This window comes from Pectobacterium odoriferum (assembly GCF_009931295.1).
GTDB classification, from domain to species: Bacteria; Pseudomonadota; Gammaproteobacteria; order Enterobacterales; family Enterobacteriaceae; genus Pectobacterium; species Pectobacterium odoriferum.
On the sequence record NZ_CP034938.1, the window covers coordinates 759,670 to 777,529 of the forward strand.

At 51.8% G+C, this 17,860-nt stretch carries 17 protein-coding genes and 1 tRNA gene; 14 read left to right on the top strand and 4 right to left on the bottom strand.

Annotation, left to right across the window (positions count from 1 at the left end):
• Window positions 1-147 precede the first annotated feature (147 nt).
• The 3 genes from sdhE (at window position 148) to rlmF (ending at window position 1,812) form a co-directional block, all read left to right on the top strand.
• Entirely contained in the window at window positions 148-414 is a 267-nt protein-coding gene (gene sdhE, locus EO763_RS03415; RefSeq protein WP_039355397.1) for an FAD assembly factor SdhE, read from the top strand.
• The gene (locus EO763_RS03420) at window positions 395-808 is read left to right on the top strand and encodes a protein YgfX (RefSeq protein ID WP_161528096.1); all 414 of its coding nucleotides are present in this window, start codon (window positions 395-397) and stop codon (window positions 806-808) included. Before sdhE ends, EO763_RS03420 begins: the two co-directional genes overlap by 20 nt.
• 68 nt (window positions 809-876) lie before the next feature.
• On the top strand, window positions 877-1,812 hold the full coding sequence (gene rlmF, locus EO763_RS03425; RefSeq protein WP_161528097.1) for a 23S rRNA (adenine(1618)-N(6))-methyltransferase RlmF: 936 nt from the start codon (window positions 877-879) through the stop codon (window positions 1,810-1,812).
• A gap of 80 nt (window positions 1,813-1,892) precedes the next feature.
• On the opposite strand, the gene fldB is transcribed toward rlmF, so the two are convergent.
• On the bottom strand, window positions 1,893-2,411 hold the full coding sequence (fldB, locus tag EO763_RS03430; protein WP_044204035.1) for a flavodoxin FldB: 519 nt from the start codon (window positions 2,409-2,411) through the stop codon (window positions 1,893-1,895).
• A gap of 161 nt (window positions 2,412-2,572) precedes the next feature.
• On the bottom strand, window positions 2,573-3,901 hold the full coding sequence (locus tag EO763_RS03435) for an MFS transporter (protein WP_161528098.1): 1,329 nt from the start codon (window positions 3,899-3,901) through the stop codon (window positions 2,573-2,575).
• Between the two features lie 319 nt (window positions 3,902-4,220).
• On the opposite strand from EO763_RS03435, the gene xerD reads away from it, so the two are divergent.
• From xerD to EO763_RS03480, 9 genes are all read left to right on the top strand, one after another.
• A complete protein-coding gene (gene xerD / locus EO763_RS03440; RefSeq protein ID WP_161528099.1) occupies window positions 4,221-5,120 on the top strand; it encodes a site-specific tyrosine recombinase XerD in 900 nt (299 codons plus the stop codon).
• A gap of 140 nt (window positions 5,121-5,260) precedes the next feature.
• Window positions 5,261-5,977: a bifunctional protein-disulfide isomerase/oxidoreductase DsbC gene (gene dsbC / locus EO763_RS03445; protein WP_161528100.1), complete on the top strand. Its 717-nt coding sequence runs from the start codon at window positions 5,261-5,263 to the stop codon at window positions 5,975-5,977.
• Window positions 5,978-5,983: 6 nt separating this feature from the next.
• Window positions 5,984-7,747: a single-stranded-DNA-specific exonuclease RecJ gene (gene recJ, locus EO763_RS03450; protein WP_208851977.1), complete on the top strand. Its 1,764-nt coding sequence runs from the start codon at window positions 5,984-5,986 to the stop codon at window positions 7,745-7,747.
• Between the two features lie 106 nt (window positions 7,748-7,853).
• Window positions 7,854-8,952, top strand: a protein-coding gene (gene prfB, locus EO763_RS03455) for a peptide chain release factor 2 (RefSeq protein WP_116164246.1) whose coding sequence is annotated in 2 segments (ribosomal slippage) — window positions 7,854-7,928 and window positions 7,930-8,952 — 1,098 coding nt in all. Because the reading frame shifts where the segments join, the coding sequence is not laid out codon by codon here.
• A gap of 8 nt (window positions 8,953-8,960) precedes the next feature.
• Complete coding sequence (lysS, locus tag EO763_RS03460) at window positions 8,961-10,478, top strand: lysine--tRNA ligase (RefSeq protein WP_116164248.1); 1,518 nt, start codon at window positions 8,961-8,963, stop codon at window positions 10,476-10,478.
• Between the two features lie 279 nt (window positions 10,479-10,757).
• Window positions 10,758-11,513, top strand: a complete 756-nt coding sequence (locus EO763_RS03465) for an AraC family transcriptional regulator (RefSeq protein ID WP_161528101.1) — start codon at window positions 10,758-10,760, stop codon at window positions 11,511-11,513.
• Window positions 11,514-11,575: 62 nt separating this feature from the next.
• Window positions 11,576-12,259: a LysE family translocator gene (locus tag EO763_RS03470; protein ID WP_161528102.1), complete on the top strand. Its 684-nt coding sequence runs from the start codon at window positions 11,576-11,578 to the stop codon at window positions 12,257-12,259.
• 82 nt (window positions 12,260-12,341) lie between these two features.
• Window positions 12,342-12,415 (top strand) — tRNA-Gly (locus EO763_RS03475).
• 284 nt (window positions 12,416-12,699) lie between these two features.
• A complete protein-coding gene (locus EO763_RS03480) occupies window positions 12,700-13,092 on the top strand; it encodes a YybH family protein (RefSeq protein ID WP_161530327.1) in 393 nt (130 codons plus the stop codon).
• Window positions 13,093-13,233: 141 nt separating this feature from the next.
• Here the strand turns inward: EO763_RS03480 and EO763_RS03485 are convergent, their stop codons facing one another.
• Window positions 13,234-14,199, bottom strand: a complete 966-nt coding sequence (locus EO763_RS03485; protein WP_161528103.1) for a DUF1176 domain-containing protein — start codon at window positions 14,197-14,199, stop codon at window positions 13,234-13,236.
• 41 nt (window positions 14,200-14,240) lie between these two features.
• Here EO763_RS03485 and EO763_RS03490 point away from each other — a divergent pair.
• Both EO763_RS03490 and lpxP read left to right on the top strand, forming a co-directional pair.
• Window positions 14,241-15,466, top strand: a protein-coding gene (locus tag EO763_RS03490) for an IS3 family transposase (RefSeq protein ID WP_244321988.1) whose coding sequence is annotated in 2 segments (ribosomal slippage) — window positions 14,241-14,583 and window positions 14,583-15,466 — 1,227 coding nt in all. Because the reading frame shifts where the segments join, the coding sequence is not laid out codon by codon here.
• A 532-nt stretch (window positions 15,467-15,998) separates the two neighbouring features.
• Window positions 15,999-16,922, top strand: a complete 924-nt coding sequence (gene lpxP / locus EO763_RS03495) for a kdo(2)-lipid IV(A) palmitoleoyltransferase (RefSeq protein WP_161528104.1) — start codon at window positions 15,999-16,001, stop codon at window positions 16,920-16,922.
• 243 nt (window positions 16,923-17,165) lie between these two features.
• Here the strand turns inward: lpxP and EO763_RS03500 are convergent, their stop codons facing one another.
• Window positions 17,166-17,561 (bottom strand): hypothetical protein, encoded by a 396-nt coding sequence (locus EO763_RS03500; protein ID WP_208852001.1) that lies wholly within the window; start codon window positions 17,559-17,561, stop codon window positions 17,166-17,168.
• Between the last annotated feature and the right edge of the window lie 299 nt (window positions 17,562-17,860).

The window sequence follows — 17,860 nt, forward strand, 5'->3', positions numbered from 1 at the left end:
TATGGCATAGCACATCCTGATACTGCTGAGCGCACTCGGCGCGGTGCACGCCGGTAAACTATGTCAAAATGTTACTATTAGTTGATACCCGCTACCGGAATCGGAGTACACTAGCGGCAAGCAGCGATAACAAGGTGGACATGAAATATGGAAATCGATAATAAATCACGCATTCATTGGGCATGCCGCCGTGGTATGCGCGAATTGGATATCGCGATCATGCCGTTTTTTGAGCATGACTATGACACACTGAATGACACTGATAAGCGTACGTTTGTACGTTTGTTACAAAGCGACGATCCCGATTTATTCAACTGGCTGATGAACCACGGTGAACCGAAGGACGGAGAGCTGAAACGCATGATTTCCCTTATTCAGACGCGAAATAAAGACCGTGGCCCAGTGGCGATGTGACCTTCGCGTTTCCTGGCGCATGCAGTTGCTGTCATTGGTGGTGCATGGCCTCTTAGTATTATTCATTCTGCTGGCACCGTGGCCGGACGGCTATGCGTGGCTATGGCTATGCCTGGTCACGATGGTGATGTTCGGTTTTATCCGTAGCCAAAGGAATATTAAATCCCGACAGGGGGAAATCGTTCTGCTCAGCGAAACGACCCTGAACTGGCGGCAGCAGGAATGGCAAATCGTTAAGCGACCGTGGCTGCTGAAGAATGGCGTGTTGCTGTCATTGCAGGCGGTTAACGCTAAAGACAAGCAACAGCTGTGGCTGGCATCGGACAGCATGGGCAATGACGAATGGCGTCACTTGCGTCAGATTCTTTTGCAGCAGAAACACTGGGCAAGATAGCCGCGCGTTGGAAATATTTTTATTCGGTCACCGTTTGGCCGTGCTTTGAAATTGATTGGATATAACTGATGACTAAGCCCGCAGTGCAAAAAAATGGTCTGCATCCTCGTAATCGCCATCGCGACCGTTATGATTTTCCCGCGCTCAAACAGAGCTATCCTGCACTGATTCCGTTTGTAAAGGTGAATGCCTACGGTGATGAATCCGTGGACTTTGCCAATCCCGAGGCGGTGAAAACGCTGAATCAGGCGCTGTTGCAGCATTTTTATCAGATTGAGCACTGGACGATTCCAGACGGCTTTCTGTGCCCGCCAATTCCTGGCCGCGCCGACTATATCCACCATCTGGCTGACTTGCTGGCGGAAGATAACCGTTCAGTTGTGCCGCGCGATGCGTCCGTGCTGGATGTCGGCTGTGGTGCCAACTGCGTCTACCCGCTGATTGGGCATCGCGAGTACGGCTGGCGCTTTACCGGCAGTGAGATCAATCCGCAAGCGATGAAAGCGGCCAATGAGACCATTGAGGCAAACCCCGGTTTGAATCGGTCGATTCGCCTGCGCCGTCAGAAAAACAGCAAAGCAATACTGGCGGGCATCATTCACAAGAACGACACGTTTGATGCCGTCATGTGTAATCCTCCGTTCCATGCTTCCGCTGAGGATGCTCGTCAGGGATCGCAGCGCAAACTGCATAATCTGGGGCTGGATAAGCGTTCACCGCTGAATTTTGGCGGCCAGCAGGATGAGCTGTGGTGTGAAGGTGGTGAGTCCGCTTTTATTGGTCAAATGATCAAAGAGAGCGCCGGTTTTTCCCGTCAGTGCCTGTGGTTTACGTCGCTGGTGTCACGTAAAGAGAACCTGCCGGAGATTTATCGTGCACTGGAAGCGGTTGATGCGGAGAAGGTCAGAACGATAGATATGGCGCAAGGCCAGAAGCAAAGCCGCTTTGTGGCGTGGAGCTTCCTTGATACCGCTGCGCGTACCCGCTGGCTACAAAAGCGCTAAGCGACTTCAACCTCTACGGATATCAATATTCGCGGATGCCTGTTGCAAAGGTATCCGCTCACATCACCATTCAGCTCAGATTACAGTAATGACGACATTTCTTGCAGGATCTGTTCGCACCACTGTTCCAGCCGTTCATCGCTGAGATCGTATTGATTCACTTCGTCCAGCGCCAGCCCGACAAAGTGTTTGCCGTCGGCAGTCAGCGGTTTCGGACTGGTGAAGTCGTAGCCCTCTATTGGCCAATATCCAATAAATGTGACACCCAGCGGCAGCAGTTGGTCATGCAGCATGCCCAGCGCATCAAGGAACCATTCGCTATAGCCAAGCTGGTCGCCCATACCGTAGAGCGCGACGACTTTGCCTTTGAGGTTTAGCGTCGCTAATTGGCCCCAGATGTTCTCCCAGTCTTCCTGAATCTCACCGAAATCCCAGGTTGGGATGCCGAGAATCAGCGTACTGTAATCTTCCATACGTTGAGGGTCGACATCCTTAACGTTGTGCAGATCCACCAATTCTTCGCCCAGAATGTCGCGAATTTTTTCCGCCGCCATTTCGGTGTAGCAGGTGCTTGAGCCGTAAAACAGACCGATTTTCATATTCAGTTCTTTATAAACAATTTTTATCAGTAAGGGCACACTCGCTTCAGGCCACAGAGATAACGTGACGGGCGAATGATGCCGCAGGATGTCGGTATTCTAAAAGGAGAACGAGAGTATGGAAAGGCGCAGTGAGGGCCGTAGCCCCCACTGAAGGGACATTATCCCAGAGACTGGTGACGCGTTTCTTTGGTTGCCAGCAGCGCAATCAGCGTCAGCGATGCCATAGCAGCCAGATAAACGCCGACATAGAACAGGCCGTAGTTGGCCGTCAGCCACGCCGCGATATACGGTGCCACCGAGGCGCCCAGAATCGACGAGACGTTATAAGAGAATGACGCGCCGGTGTAGCGCACTTCCGTTGGGAACAGCTCCGGCAGCAGGGCACCCATCGGGCCGAACGTCAGCCCCATGATGCTCAGACCCAGCACCAGGAAGCCCATCACCAGCGCCTGATTACCTGAACCGAGCATATAAGGGAACAGCATAGCGAAGACGATCATGAGGCAGGTGATGGTAATCATGGTCTTACGGCGGCCAAAAGCGTCCGCCAGATAGCCCGCTACCGGCACCATCAGACCAAAGCCGATCACCGCGATCATCAGCATCAACAGGAAACTGTTACGTGAGAAGCCAAGCCCTTTAGGTTCTGGCGTCGTACCGTACGTCATGGAGTACACGGTCATGATGTAGAACAGCGTGTAGGTCGCCAGCATGATGAAGGTGCCGAGGATCGTGACTTTCATATGCTTGCTGAGCAGCGTGCCCAGCGGCATACGCACCTGCTTACCGGCTTTGACCGCTTTGGTAAAGACTGGGGCTTCATGCAGAGAGATACGGACATACAGGCCAACCAGCACCAGCGCGGCGGACGCGACGAACGGCACACGCCAGCCCCAGGTCATGAACTGCTCTTCCGTCAGCAGCCAGGACAACAGCAGGAAGGTGCCGTTAGCGAAGAAGAAGCCAATCGGCGCGCCAAGCTGGGGGAACGACCCATACAGCGCACGTTTATTGGACGGGGCATTTTCGGTCGCCAGCAGCGCTGCGCCGCCCCATTCACCGCCCAGACCCAGCCCTTGGCCGAAGCGCGCCAGTGCCAGCAGAATCGGTGCAAAAATACCAATGGTTTCGTAGGTGGGTAACAGCCCAATCAGAACGGTTGAAATCCCCATGGTCAGCAGAGAAGCGACCAGCGTGACTTTACGTCCGACGCGGTCACCAAAGTGACCGAAGACTGCCGAGCCAATAGGGCGAGCCACAAAGGCAATCGCAAAGGTGGCGAGCGACTGTAGCGTCGCGGCAGTTGGATCGCCCTGTGGGAAGAAAATGTGCGGGAAAATCAGCACCGCAGCGGTGGCGTAGATATAAAAATCGAAAAATTCGATAGCGGTGCCAATCAGTGACGCAACAATCACTTTATTGCGTGAGTTTACGGGAGGGGCTTCCGCTTCGGCATCGAGAGTGGGAGTGATGGTGGTGGCTTGCATAATGTTTCTTTATTTTAACAACACGAGCAGCCATTCTACGCACAGAAAAATCGGCTTTTCAACGTTGATTCAGTAAGGTCAATGCCAGTAGACACGCGGCTTCAAGGAGCCTGTTCCGAGATATTGACGATACATAAAATATAATGTGCCGTGGCCTTATTTTTGCCGGAGAATGTTATGGTGATGTTGATGTTCGCGGAATATGTGAGATCACGCACAATTCTGTTTACGAGAGAATGCGGACCTGATGAAGGTGTAAAGTAGTCGACTCATCCGCTCTCCGGCATAATATTGCCAATAGGTGAAGAAGGACACGGCGATGCAAGAACACGATCGGGCGCTTATCGAACAGTTTCTCGATGCGCTGTGGCTGGAAAGAAATCTGGCCGAAAATACGCTGGCGTCTTATCGGTTGGATCTGCGTGCGCTGGCGGAGTGGCTTGCACATCATGACAACGATTTGCTACAGGCGCAGGCGCTCGATCTTCAGGCGTTTCTCGCCGATAGGGTCGAGGGGGGCTACAAGGCGACCAGTTCGGCCCGCTTGTTGAGCGCGATGCGTCGCTTCTTTCAGTACCTTTATCGAGAAAAGCATCGTAGCGACGATCCGAGTGCAGTACTGTCATCCCCAAAACTGCCACAGCGTCTACCCAAAGATTTGAGCGAGGCGCAGGTTGATGCGTTGCTTAACGCCCCAAGCATTGAACAACCGCTGGAATTACGCGATAAGGCCATGCTTGAGGTATTGTATGCGACGGGGCTGCGTGTTTCCGAGCTGGTCAGTTTGACGATGAGCGATGTCAGCCTGCGACAGGGCGTGGTGCGCGTGCTGGGGAAAGGGAATAAAGAACGACTGGTGCCGCTGGGTGAAGAAGCGGTGTACTGGATCGAGTATTATCTGGAACATGGTCGCCCGTGGTTGCTAAATGGGCAGACGCTGGATGTGCTGTTTCCCAGCAGTCGCGCACGGCAAATGACGCGTCAGACGTTCTGGCACCGCATCAAGCATTATGCGGTACTGGCGTCCATCGACAGCGAAAAGCTCTCGCCGCACGTCTTGCGCCATGCGTTTGCGACCCATTTATTGAACCACGGGGCGGATTTACGGGTCGTACAGATGCTCTTGGGGCACAGCGATCTTTCCACGACGCAGATTTACACCCATGTCGCGACGGAGCGGCTGAAACAGCTTCATCAGCAGCACCATCCGCGCGCATAGGGATAGCGTAACCAATCGAGTCATTATACAGAGTAACAGGATGTTATCTGGCTGGCGGGATTTCCCGCTTACTATCACGGTGCATCGTTGTCACAAGCGATTTGCTGCGGACAATGTTGCGAAAACACAGGATTGATGAAATGAAAAAAGGGTTATTACTGCTTTCTTTGCTGGTGGCCACGGCGACCCATTTTGCACACGCCGATGATGCTGCGATCAAGCAGACGTTGACGCGTCTGGATATGCAAGGGGCGGAAATTCTGCCTTCGCCGATGGCGGGTATGAAAACTGTCATTACCGATAGCGGCGTGCTGTATATCAGTGAAGACGGCAAGCATTTGCTGCAAGGCCCGCTTTACGACGTGAGCGGCACCATGCCAGTCAACACCACCAATAAAATCCTGATCGGCAAGCTGGATGCGCTACAGGAACAAATGATTGTTTATAAAGCCGCGCAGGAAAAACACGTTATCACCGTTTTTACCGACATCACCTGTGGCTATTGCCACAAACTGCATGAACAGATGAAAGATTACAACGCGCTGGGCATTACCGTGCGCTATCTGGCCTTCCCGCGTCAGGGCATGAAATCGCCAGCAGCGAAAGATATGCAGTCCATCTGGTGCGTGGCCGACCGCAATAAAGCGTTTGATAACGCGATGAAAGGCGAAGCAATTTCGCCAGCAACCTGCAAAATCGATATCGCCGCGCAATACCAACTAGGCATACAGTTTGGCGTACAGGGCACCCCTGCCATCGTGTTGCAAGACGGTATGGTTGTACCAGGATATCAAGGGCCGAAAGAGATGCTGGCGATGCTGGAAGCACACAAAGCTTCGAAGAAAACCGGCGGTTGATACTACGTGGATATGATTACCCAACTCCGTCGGCGTCCGCTGGCGGAGGACATTGATTTACCTGACACCGTTCCGCCGTTGCTGCGTCGCCTTTATGCGCAGCGCGGCGTTAAAGGTGCGCAGGAGTTGGAACGTAGTCTGAGTGGTTTACTCAATTACCGTTTGCTCAGCGGCATTGATAAAGCGATTGATCTGCTGCAACACACGCTGGCAGAGAAGCGCTGCATTGTCATCGTTGGCGACTTTGATGCCGATGGCGCCACCAGCACCGCGCTCACCGTATTAGCGCTGCGCAGTATGGGTGGCGTGAACGTGAAATATCTGGTGCCGAACCGTTTTGAAAACGGCTACGGGCTAAGCCCGGAAGTGGTGGCACAGGCTGCCGCGCTGGGTGCGGAAGTGATTGTTACCGTGGATAACGGGATCTCTTCTCACGCGGGGGTTGAAGATGCGCATCGGCGCGGTATCGCGGTGCTGGTGACCGATCACCACTTGCCGGGCGAAATCTTGCCTACTGCCGACGCCATGATTAATCCCAATCTGCCTGACTGCCCGTTTCCCTCCAAGGCGCTGGCTGGCGTGGGCGTCGCGTTTTACCTGATGATGGCGCTGTTCGTGCGCCTGCGCGATAGCGACTGGTTTACGCAACCCTTGTTTACGCAACAGGGGCTGGCGAAGCCGAATCTCACCGAATTACTGGATCTGGTCGCACTGGGTACGGTGGCTGACGTCGTGCCGCTGGATGCCAATAACCGAATTCTGGTTGCACAGGGGCTGAACCGCATTCGTGCGGGCGAGTGTCGTCCGGGCATTCGTGCGCTGCTGGAAGTGGCTAACCGCGATGCCAGCCAACTGGTCTCCAGCGATTTAGGTTTTGCGCTTGGGCCACGGCTGAACGCCGCTGGTCGGTTGGATGACATGACGGTCGGTGTTGAGCTGTTATTGAGTAACGATATTACTCAGGCGCGTATGCTGGCTAATGATTTAGATGCATTGAATCAGGACAGACGGGAGATCGAACAGGGGATGCAGGTCGAAGCGCTGCGCCTGTGCGAATCGCTGGAGCGCACTCGTACTGAGTTGCCTTACGGGTTGGCGATGTATCACCCAGAGTGGCATCAGGGCGTTGTCGGTATTCTGGCGTCGCGCATTAAAGAGCGTTTTCATCGTCCGGTAATTGCCTTTGCACCTGCGGGCGACGGCATGCTGAAAGGGTCGGGGCGTTCTATTTCCGGCCTGCATCTGCGTGATGCGCTGGAGCGGCTGGATACACTGTACCCCGGTATGATGGATAAATTCGGCGGACACGCGATGGCGGCAGGGTTATCGCTGCATGAAGATCGGTTCGACGATTTCCGGCTGCGTTTCGGCGAACTGGTTGGCGAATGGCTGGACCCATCTCAGCTTGAAGGCGTTGTCTGGTCTGATGGTGAACTGGCTCTGCCGGAGCTGGATTTGTTATCGACGGCAGAAATGCTGCGTTACGCCGGGCCGTGGGGTCAGGCATTCCCTGAACCGACGTTCGATGGCTGCTTCCGTATTCTGCAACCCCGTCTACTCAAAGAACGCCATTTGAAAGCGATGTTTGAACCGATAGGCGCAACGGGTGCTGTGCCGCTGTTAGATGGTATCGCGTTCAATGTCGATACCACCATCTGGCCGGATCCGAGCATTAAAGAAGTGGAAATGGTGTATCGGCTGGATATTAACGAGTTTCGCGGTAAACGCTCGGTGCAATTGATGATCCAACATCTGTGGCCGCGCGCGTGAACCACATACGGTGGGCAGAAAGTCTATAAAATGCGCCTTTTATCCGCTAGAATGGCGGGTTACACCATTCCGTTGTCAACGACTTAACGTAAGAATATAAAAAATCATGTTTGAAATTAATCCGGTAAAAAACCGCATTCAGGATCTGTCTGAACGTAGTGCCGTTCTTAGGGGGTATCTTTGACTATGATGCCAAGAAAGAGCGCCTCGAAGAAGTAAACGCAGAACTGGAACAGCCTGATGTCTGGAATGAGCCTGAACGCGCTCAGGCATTGGGGAAAGAACGCTCCTCGCTGGAAGCCATCGTAGACACCATCGATCAACTGACTCAGGGTCTGGAAGATGTGAATGGTTTGCTTGAGCTCGCGGTGGAAGAAGACGACGAAGACACCTTTAATGAGACGTCGGTAGAACTGGACGCGCTGGAAAATAAATTAGGCCAGCTGGAATTCCGTCGTATGTTCTCCGGCCAGTACGACAGTGCGGATTGCTACCTGGATATTCAGGCGGGTTCTGGCGGTACGGAAGCGCAGGATTGGGCCAGCATGCTGGTGCGTATGTACCTGCGTTGGGCGGAAGCCAAAGGGTTTAAAACCGAAATTATTGAAGAGTCAGACGGTGACGTGGCCGGTACGAAATCCGCCACCATCAAGATCATCGGTGACTATGCGTTTGGCTGGCTGCGCACTGAAACTGGCGTACACCGTCTGGTGCGTAAGAGCCCGTTCGATTCCGGCGGCCGCCGTCACACCTCATTCAGCTCCGCGTTTGTCTACCCAGAAGTGGATGACGATATTGATATCGAAATTAATCCAGCCGACCTGCGTATTGACGTGTACCGCGCATCTGGTGCGGGTGGTCAGCACGTTAACCGGACAGAATCCGCGGTGCGTATTACCCACATTCCGACCAATATTGTCACGCAGTGTCAGAATGACCGTTCCCAGCATAAAAACAAAGATCAGGCGATGAAACAGCTGAAAGCCAAGCTGTATGAGTTTGAGATGCAAAAGAAAAATGCTGAGAAACAGGTGATGGAAGACAACAAATCTGATATCGGCTGGGGTAGTCAAATTCGTTCCTATGTTCTGGATGATTCGCGCATCAAAGATTTACGTACCGGAGTGGAAACACGTAACACTCAGGCGGTACTGGATGGCGATCTGGACAAATTTATTGAAGCAAGTTTAAAAGCGGGGTTATAAGAATTCACATGGCTGAATCACAATCACAGGGTGCCGATCAGGCGCAAGATCTGAATAATGAATTAAAAGCGCGTCGTGAAAAACTGGTGGCGCTGCGTGAAACTGGGATTGCCTTCCCGAATGATTTCCGCCGTGACAGCACGTCCGATCGTCTGCACGCTGAGTTCGATGCCAAAGAGAACGAAGAGCTGGAAGAACTGGGCATCGAAGTGACCGTTGCGGGCCGTATGATGACTCGTCGCATCATGGGTAAAGCCTCTTTCGTGACCTTGCAGGACGTCGGTGGCCGCATTCAGCTGTATGTTTCCCGCGACGATCTGGCGGAAGGCATCTATAACGAGCAGTTCAAAAAATGGGATCTGGGCGATATCCTGGGCGCGCGCGGCAAGCTGTTCAAAACCAAAACTGGCGAGCTGTCTATCCACTGTACCGAACTGCGTCTGCTGACCAAAGCGCTGCGTCCGCTGCCGGATAAGTTCCACGGTCTGGCCGATCAGGAAACCCGCTATCGTCAACGCTATCTGGATCTGATTGCCAACGACGAATCACGCAATACCTTCCGCATCCGTTCTAACGTGATGGCTGCCATCCGCCGCTTCATGGTGGATAACGGCTTTATGGAAGTCGAAACGCCAATGATGCAGGTGATCCCTGGCGGCGCGTCTGCCCGTCCGTTCATCACGCACCATAACGCGCTGGACATCGACATGTACCTGCGCATCGCGCCGGAACTGTACCTGAAGCGTCTGGTTGTGGGTGGTTTTGAGCGTGTGTTCGAGATCAACCGTAACTTCCGTAACGAAGGTGTTTCCCCGCGTCACAACCCTGAATTCACCATGATGGAACTTTATATGGCGTATGCCGATTATAAAGACCTGATTGTGTTGACGGAAAACCTGTTCCGTACGCTGACGCAGGACGTGCTGGGCTCGACGACGGTGGAGTACGGCGACCAGACATTCGACTTCGGTAAGCCGTTCGAGAAGCTGACGATGCGTGAAGCGATCTGCAAATACCGTCCTGAAACCCACGTTGCCGATCTGGACGATCTGGAGAAAGCGACCGCGATCGCACAGTCTCTGGGTATCAAGATCGAGAAAAGCTGGGGTCTGGGCCGCATCGTTACTGAGATCTTCGAAGAGACGGCAGAAAGCAGCCTGATTCAACCGACCTTCATCACCGAATATCCGGCTGAAGTGTCACCGCTGGCGCGTCGTAACGATGATAACCCAGAAATCACCGATCGCTTTGAGTTCTTCATCGGCGGCCGTGAAATCGGTAATGGTTTCTCTGAGCTGAATGATGCCGAAGATCAGGCAGAGCGTTTTGCTCAGCAGGTGAATGCTAAAGATGCAGGCGATGACGAAGCGATGTTCTACGATGAAGACTACGTGACCGCGCTGGAACACGGTCTTCCGCCAACCGCGGGTCTGGGTATCGGTATCGACCGCATGGTGATGTTGTTCACGAACAGCCACACCATCCGCGACGTTATCCTGTTCCCAGCGATGCGTCCGCAGAAGTAAGGCAGAGAAAGTGTCAGCCTGACGTTGTCGTCATACTTTATTAAACCGGTGCAATCGCACCGGTTTTTTTACTATCGACAATGCCAAATTTTAGGGGAAACATGGGGATGAGGTTCTCGTAGGGACACCTCGCACCGTGGTAGCCCCGTGTATCTCGAGCCCACCTCGATAGTATTATCATCTCGTTTTACCTTCGCATTTTTGGCGCCATTCTGTGATTGTCGTCCAACGGGGGAAGATGCTATTTTCAGGCATTCATTCACTGTCGGAACACCCATCATGATGACGTACCGCGATGCCTGGTTTGAACTGGCGTTGTTGACCAATGGCCGCAGTTTTCCACGTCATACGCACGACGAGTTTGTCATCAGCGCCAATCTCAGCGGATTGGAGACGGTCTGGTTGGATGGAGAGACCTTCGTTGTCACCAATGATATGGTAACGACCTACAACCCCGATCAGCTACAGGGCAGTGACAACGCGTTTGACCGCTGGCAATGCGCCTCGCTGTACGTGCACCCACGAGCATTCGAGCATTATTTCCACCAAACCTTTCGATTCTCACGGGGCTGGAATCCGTCGGCGCAATTGGCGTCCGAGTTAAAACAGCTGGTCACCTCTGATTTGGACGACAGCACGCGTCAGGAGCGCATTATCCTGCTGCTCGCGGGGTTGATGGAAAATCAGCATCATGTGCCCTCTCAAGGCCAGGTCAAAGAAGCTGAGCGGATCACGCGGATCAAAGACGGATTGCTGAACGATCTCAGCGATGTCCCCACGCTCGATCAGCTCGCGCAGCAGGAGAATCTGTCTGTCGCACATCTGGTGCGCTCGTTTAATCAGGCGGTCGGGCTGCCGCCGCTGGCATGGCTGATGCAGCGACGTATGTGTAAAGCGCGAGAACTGCTGCGGCAGGGCAGTGCGATTAGTCAGGTTGCGGGCGATGTTGGGTTTGCCGATCAGGCGCATTTCACTAAAGCCTTCAACCGTTATAACGCCATGACGCCGGGGCAGTTCCGCCGTATCAATTTTTGACAATACAGTGTTTCCCTTGGGCTCTACACTCGCCTTATTGCTTAACGCTCGAAGGGAATACCATGCTGTTAGTTGTCTTCACGGGGATGCTGCTGTCTCTGTCACTCTGTCTCGATCTGGGAATGGTCAATACTGCGATTATTAACCGTGGGCTGCGGCACGGGGCGCGTTCGGCATTTTATATCGGGTTGGGCTCCTGCTTCGGCGATCTGTTTTATGCCACGCTGTCGGTTCTGGGTCTGGCTGTGGTCTTTAACCTGACGCCTGTGCGCTGGGTGCTATGGATTGGCGGGGGGCTGATTCTGATCTGGATGACGTTCAGCATGGCGCGTGCGGCATGGCGTGACTATCAGGTTAAACGCTTCGCCGACCTGTCTGTGACAGCGAATGCGACGGATTTTACAGTGCCACCAGCGCGGTATACCGAGTTTCTCAGCGGCGTTGGCATGGCGTTGGCGTCACCGACGGCGTTACTGTGGTTTGCGGCAATCGGCGGCACGATTATTGCGCAGTCTACCGATGGCTCTGCCTTCATGATTACTCTGTTTCTGTTGGGCTTTTTCGTCGGCGGCGTACTGTGGACGTTCTTCCTTGCCGCGCTGGTGAAATACGGTCAGCGACTGCTGAAAGAACGGATCTCATTCTATTGCAGCCTGATTTCCGCACTGCTATTTGCCTACTTTGCCTGGCACGTCATTTCCAATGGCTATGAAACGTTGTTCCTACCGCTATCCGAAGCTGCATGACTGGCTAAAACAGCAGCGCTTTGCCGGGTTTTTTTACTTGCTCGGCAACAGCATAGCGCTATAATGCCACGCGCCTCTCCGTGCGAGTGTAGTTCAATGGTAGAACGGCAGCTTCCCAAGCTGCATACGAGGGTTCGATTCCCTTCACTCGCTCCAAAAATACTTCCTCTGAAGTTCTCTAAAGTCCACAAAACCCAGTAAATACACGGTTTAACAAGAATTCTCAGTCGCTTAGGGAAAATCTCATCTATCGAAATGTATACATCAGAATGTATAGCGTATTCGTATAGGGTAATCCCCCGAAAAAGCAGAGCATTCATAAGCAGAATTTTCTCGCAATCTGAATACAAGAAATTATTATGAATAACATCTCTATTATCATAGGGTTGTGTGTTATTCCTTATTGGGTTTTTTACGCCATTTCACTGAGGTCAATGCTTATGAAACCACATCCGATACGCGAAATTATTGAAGCCTGTGATAAAGCAATCTCTGAGCGAAATTTTGATGCTCTGATGGGTTATTACGCTGAGGATGCTGCACTTGTTATCAAGCCAGGCATGGTTGCGAAAGGAAAAGATGATATAAGAAAAGCATTTGTCGCTATTGCTGATTATTTTAAAAACCAACTTATTGTTGAACAAGGAAATATGCAGGTCATTGAGGGCGGTGGAGACGCTTTAGTGATCATGGAAACCGTTCTTCATTACCCAGATGAGCGGGGGAATATTGTCACCACAACGCGACGAGCAACCTACGTATTCAGGAAAGATGTTGATGGGAACTGGCTTTGCACAATTGATAACTCCTATGGAACAACACTTCTTGACTGATTCTGTTGAGTGAATGCAGGCGCGTTCAGAGCGGTTACTCTAATAACGCGCGTTTTACTCTGGTTGCATTAACGTGGCGGCTCTAACGCGTTCGTTTTCCCCATGATTGAATATGAGGTAAGCGAGTGACCCCAATTCCTTTCACTTTTCCGCTTTAATCACCGTCGTCGTCCAGTAGGGTAAATCCCAGGTGCCGCCGAGGCGGATCATACGGCACGAGCCTGTGATCGATGCACTGCTCTGCTGGAATGTTTTGCCATCCCATGTCCAGGCGTTATAGCTCATGCAGTCCGCAAGCCCGCGTCCTTTCTGCACCGAGGTAATCTCACCGTTTTCGTAACCTGTTCCACTTGGCGTCACGAGCTGGGGTTGAGTTTGCATGGCGTTATCAATAACCCAGTAAGCGTAGCCTTCGTTGTAGGCGGCGCGCCAGCAGAGTGTGGTGAGCAGCGACATGCTGTCATTTAGTGGAATGCGTTCAATCGGTTCTGCCTTTTGGTAATCCTGCGGTGGGAAACTGTCGCAGTCATCTGCTTTTAACGTCTTAAGCAGCGTTTTCTGGATGGACGCCTGTTCTGCATCTGTCAGATTCCGTGAGTGTTCCTGCTTGGTTACGGCTGCATAGATGATGGGGGCTGCTGCGGCAGGTAGCTCACTGCTTTTGTTTCCTTTTTTGGTGATGGCATCCACCGTGCTAACGCGGCCTTGTTTCTCATCCATCTTTAACAGGACGGCGTAGGCACCCGCGCCAGACAGTTCGGAAACGACGCCATTGTGATGAAACGCCACTTTTCCGCTTCCTTTTAATGCTTGTAACACAAAGGGAATTTGTGTGTTGCTTAACTGCCAGAGGTTATCTCCGGTCGAGGTGAGTGTACCTTTATCCACGCTGTCTATCGTGAGTGTAAGCCGGGTATCTTTAGGCATCTCTTTATCTACCTCAGCGAACGTGACCTCAGCCGTTATTGGCGTATTCTGCCCGGCATGACGGGTGAGGAGAATCGAGACGTCCTGTGCTTTCTTATCTTCTCCCGTGTACTGCTCTTCTGACGAATAACCCGCAGCCCGACACGTTAGCGTGTTATCACAGACTGTAGTAGCCCCCATTTAAACCGGACACTTCATCAATAAGACATAGGCATAGACCTATGTTTAAGGAGTGTCTTGTGCAAAGAATCGAAGTGATCACTGGCGAGCAGAAGCGACGCCGTTATACTGCCGAAGAAAAATCCCGTTTTGTTGCGCTGTCCATGCAACCCGGCTATTCCGTTTCTCTGGTTGCCCGGCAATATGGCATTACACCCAGTCTGCTTTTTAAATGGAAACGACTTATGAACGAAGGTGGCCAATCTGCGATCGCTGCTGGCGATGACGTTGTCAGTGTTGCTGAAGTTAAGGCACTGGAAAAAAAGGTAAAACAGCTTGAGCAGATGCTGGGACGTAAAACAATGGAAGCCGAAATCCTCCGCGATGCGCTGGAGATAGCGCAGTCAAAAAAGTTGATATCGCGCATGCCATTGCTGCCACCGGACGATATCCCCTAATCCGGATAACACAGGTACTGCAGGTATCACGCTCTAATCTTTATGAACGCCTGAGTGGGCAGCGACTGCCCCGTATGGCGCGTTACAGCAAAGAAGCGGATGAGGAATTATTGCCATCAATCAGACAGATATGCAGCCAGCGCTCGACAAATGGCTATCGCAGGGTCACCGCACATCTGAATCGCAGGTTAAAGGAAGACGGTCGCCGGGTAAATCCAAAGCGGATATACCGGATCATGAAACACCATAACCTGCTGCTGGCAAAATCGGGTCATGAGAAAAAACACCGCAACCATACCGGTAGTGTGATCACACTGAAACCGGATACCCGGTGGTGCTCTGACGGCTTTGAAATCCGCTGCTGGAACCGTGAAGTGGTACGAGTGGTGTTCAGCCTGGACTGCTGTGACCGAGAGGTTATCGGCTGGAGTGCCACCACAGGGGGTATCAGCAGTGTAATGGTACAGGATCTGCTGACAGAAAGTCTGGAGAAGCGGTTCGGTAACGCACTGATGGTCCCACATGCAGTAGAATGGCTGACTGATAACGGCAGTTGCTACATAGCCGATGCCACGCGTACGTTCGCCAGTTCACTGGGGTTCATCGTGTGTACCACCCCAGTACGTAGCCCGGAAAGCAACGGCATGGCAGAATCGTTCGTCAAGACGTTCAAGCGGGATTACGTCTACGTAAATGACCTGCCGGATGCAGTATCAGTGATGGAAAAAATGGCAGAATGGATGGAGGACTATAATAACCTGCATCCGCACAAGGGGCTGAATATGAAATCCCCACGCGAATATCGCGATGCCATGTTAGCTGCTAATTAGCCGTGTCCGTTTTAGTAGGGGCAACTCCACAGACCACTTCCCAGTCTTTATGAAAGAAAGTGCTATCGGCGAATGTTGTGGCAAAAGTTAGCGCAGGGATGCTGGCGATGAAAACGGTTAATGCATTGAGTCGGTAAGGGAGGGGAAAAGTCATATTTCATCAACTCCTTGATTATGCTATGGCTTGTCATCCTCTATGATCTGATACTGGGAAGCCAGTCGCGTTGGTTGGCGCTGGTATTATGTTATCTTCATGTCGTCTAATATTGCGAATATTTCTTATCCAGCTACTCCTTTATTGAGTGTGAATCAGGTATTATGTCGCTACCGTTAGCCGCTCATCGGCTGTTCAAAAACCCCCTCTGTGTTATCAGCATGTTTATCCTGCTTTTTAACCTCATGCGCGATAACGGTCAGAAGTAAGTTTTCCACAGAGCTGAAACAATCCCTATAAATAAGTGTCATGATAGATGTAGCGCGATGAGAACGACTCTTTATGCGGTACGCTGTTAATCACTTAAAGATGAGTATCATGAAAATTAAGCAAACATTTACCAGGGCATTACTCCACCCGCGCTATTGGACGACTTGGTTCGGCCTTGGCGTGTTGTTTTTATTAGTCCAACTCCCTTATCCGCTGCTGATGAAACTCGGGAGCAGCGCTGGCCGTTTATCACGTATCTTTCTCAAACGTCGGGTTTCGATTGCTCGGCGCAATCTTGAACTGTGCTTCCCTACGATCTCCGACGACGAAAAAGAAGCGATGATCGACAACAACTTTGCTTCGCTCGGCATGGCATTGGTCGAAACCGGCATGGCTTGGTTTTGGTCCGATCGTCGCGTGCGCCACTGGTTTGATGTTTCGGGGCTGGAGCATTTACAGCACGCGACCGAAAAAGGTCAGGGCGTGATGGTGATTGGTATTCACTTTATGTCGCTGGAACTGGGTGGCAGGGCGATGGGGCTGTGTCAGCCGATGATGGCGATGTACCGTCCGCACAATAATAAAGCGATGGAAATGGTACAGACGTGGGGACGGTCACGTTCTAACAAAGCGATGATCGACCGTAAAGATCTGCGTGGGATGGTGCAAGCGCTAAAACGTGGCGAAGCGGTATGGTTCGCTCCCGATCAGGACTACGGCCCTAAAGGCAGCGTTTTTGCCCCTTTCTTCGCGGTTAAAAATGCGGCAACCACTAGTGGCACGTACACCATCAGCCGTCTCGCAAAACCGGCGATGATGACGACAGTCCTGATTCGCAAGCCTAATGCCTTGGGGTATCAACTGGTGATCCAGCCTGAATTACAGGATTATCCTTATCACGATGAACAGGCTGCGGCGTGTTACATGAATAAGGTGATTGAGAAAGAAATCATGCGGGCGCCTGAGCAGTACCTCTGGCTGCACCGTCGCTTTAAGACCCGTCCGGTAGGGGAAGTTTCACTCTACGCCTGATGGCATAAATATCGGATGGCGCTTCTGCGCCATCACTGGATGGTGAGTTGAATCAGTTATGTAGCGTGTAAAACAAAAATGGCCGCCGGATGGCAGCCATTTATGGTGGTTAACGTACTTAAGTACGATTAACGGAAGATAGCGTGGGGGTTAACACCGCGATAGGTTTTGCCCAACGCTTTTAATATTTGATTGATTTTGCGGACAACGCGCATCTTTTTTATCCCCACGATTCTTAAATAATTATTGGTTGAAAGTACCAAAGTTGATGTTGATGTTTTCAAACATAGCGATGATTTTGTTCAGCAGTTTCATGGTCATTTCCTCGTTGTTAGTTGATTTGTTTTCTGTGATGCTGTTCACGTTTTTAAGAATACTCGCACTGATACGGGTGGTCAACTTTTTTGTGATACGAATCACAAAAAAATGAACGTTCAGTTTGTGAGGAGTAAACCGCTGTTTTGATTTCCATCTAAGAACCCTTTCTGCTTTTTCTCCATACTGACCCACTTTCAGCGAGTTGCCTGATTGAGCATTACCTGTACTGGCTGGGCGTTTCCTTATCGAACCGATGAGGTGAGATAGGTAAATTGTCTCGATTAGCAGTTGAAATAAGCGCGGGTGAAGCGGGATAATCACGCGCTTCAATTGCCTGGCGCCGTTTTGTCCAGTTTGTTTTAGTACCGCTTGTTTAATACAGCAGTGTTTTATACGTCAATGTCTTGATACGACAACGTTTTCCAGCTTTGCATCCAGCGAGTTAATCGTTTGCGTGCGGGGCTATACCCTAAATAATTCGAGTTGCAGGACAAAACGTTAGCGTTTTGAACAACGCAAAGCGTTGGCCCGCTAGGGCGAGACCCATTTATGGGCCTCGTAACGCGGCAAGAGAGGGAATCCCGATGAGCTTACTTGAGTAAGTGATTCGGGTGACTGAA

Excerpts from the sequence above, each read along its gene's own strand:
- sdhE (WP_039355397.1), top strand. The coding sequence starts at position 148 with ATGGAAATCGATAATAAATCACGCATTCATTGGGCATGCCGCCGTGGT.
- rlmF (WP_161528097.1), top strand. The coding sequence starts at position 877 with ATGACTAAGCCCGCAGTGCAAAAAAATGGTCTGCATCCTCGTAATCGC.
- fldB (WP_044204035.1), bottom strand. The coding sequence starts at position 2,411 with ATGAAAATCGGTCTGTTTTACGGCTCAAGCACCTGCTACACCGAAATG.
- EO763_RS03435 (WP_161528098.1), bottom strand. The coding sequence starts at position 3,901 with ATGCAAGCCACCACCATCACTCCCACTCTCGATGCCGAAGCGGAAGCC.
- xerD (WP_161528099.1), top strand. The coding sequence starts at position 4,221 with ATGCAAGAACACGATCGGGCGCTTATCGAACAGTTTCTCGATGCGCTG.
- dsbC (WP_161528100.1), top strand. The coding sequence starts at position 5,261 with ATGAAAAAAGGGTTATTACTGCTTTCTTTGCTGGTGGCCACGGCGACC.
- lysS (WP_116164248.1), top strand. The coding sequence starts at position 8,961 with ATGGCTGAATCACAATCACAGGGTGCCGATCAGGCGCAAGATCTGAAT.
- EO763_RS03465 (WP_161528101.1), top strand. The coding sequence starts at position 10,758 with ATGATGACGTACCGCGATGCCTGGTTTGAACTGGCGTTGTTGACCAAT.
- EO763_RS03470 (WP_161528102.1), top strand. The coding sequence starts at position 11,576 with ATGCTGTTAGTTGTCTTCACGGGGATGCTGCTGTCTCTGTCACTCTGT.
- EO763_RS03480 (WP_161530327.1), top strand. The coding sequence starts at position 12,700 with ATGAAACCACATCCGATACGCGAAATTATTGAAGCCTGTGATAAAGCA.
- EO763_RS03485 (WP_161528103.1), bottom strand. The coding sequence starts at position 14,199 with ATGGGGGCTACTACAGTCTGTGATAACACGCTAACGTGTCGGGCTGCG.
- lpxP (WP_161528104.1), top strand. The coding sequence starts at position 15,999 with ATGAAAATTAAGCAAACATTTACCAGGGCATTACTCCACCCGCGCTAT.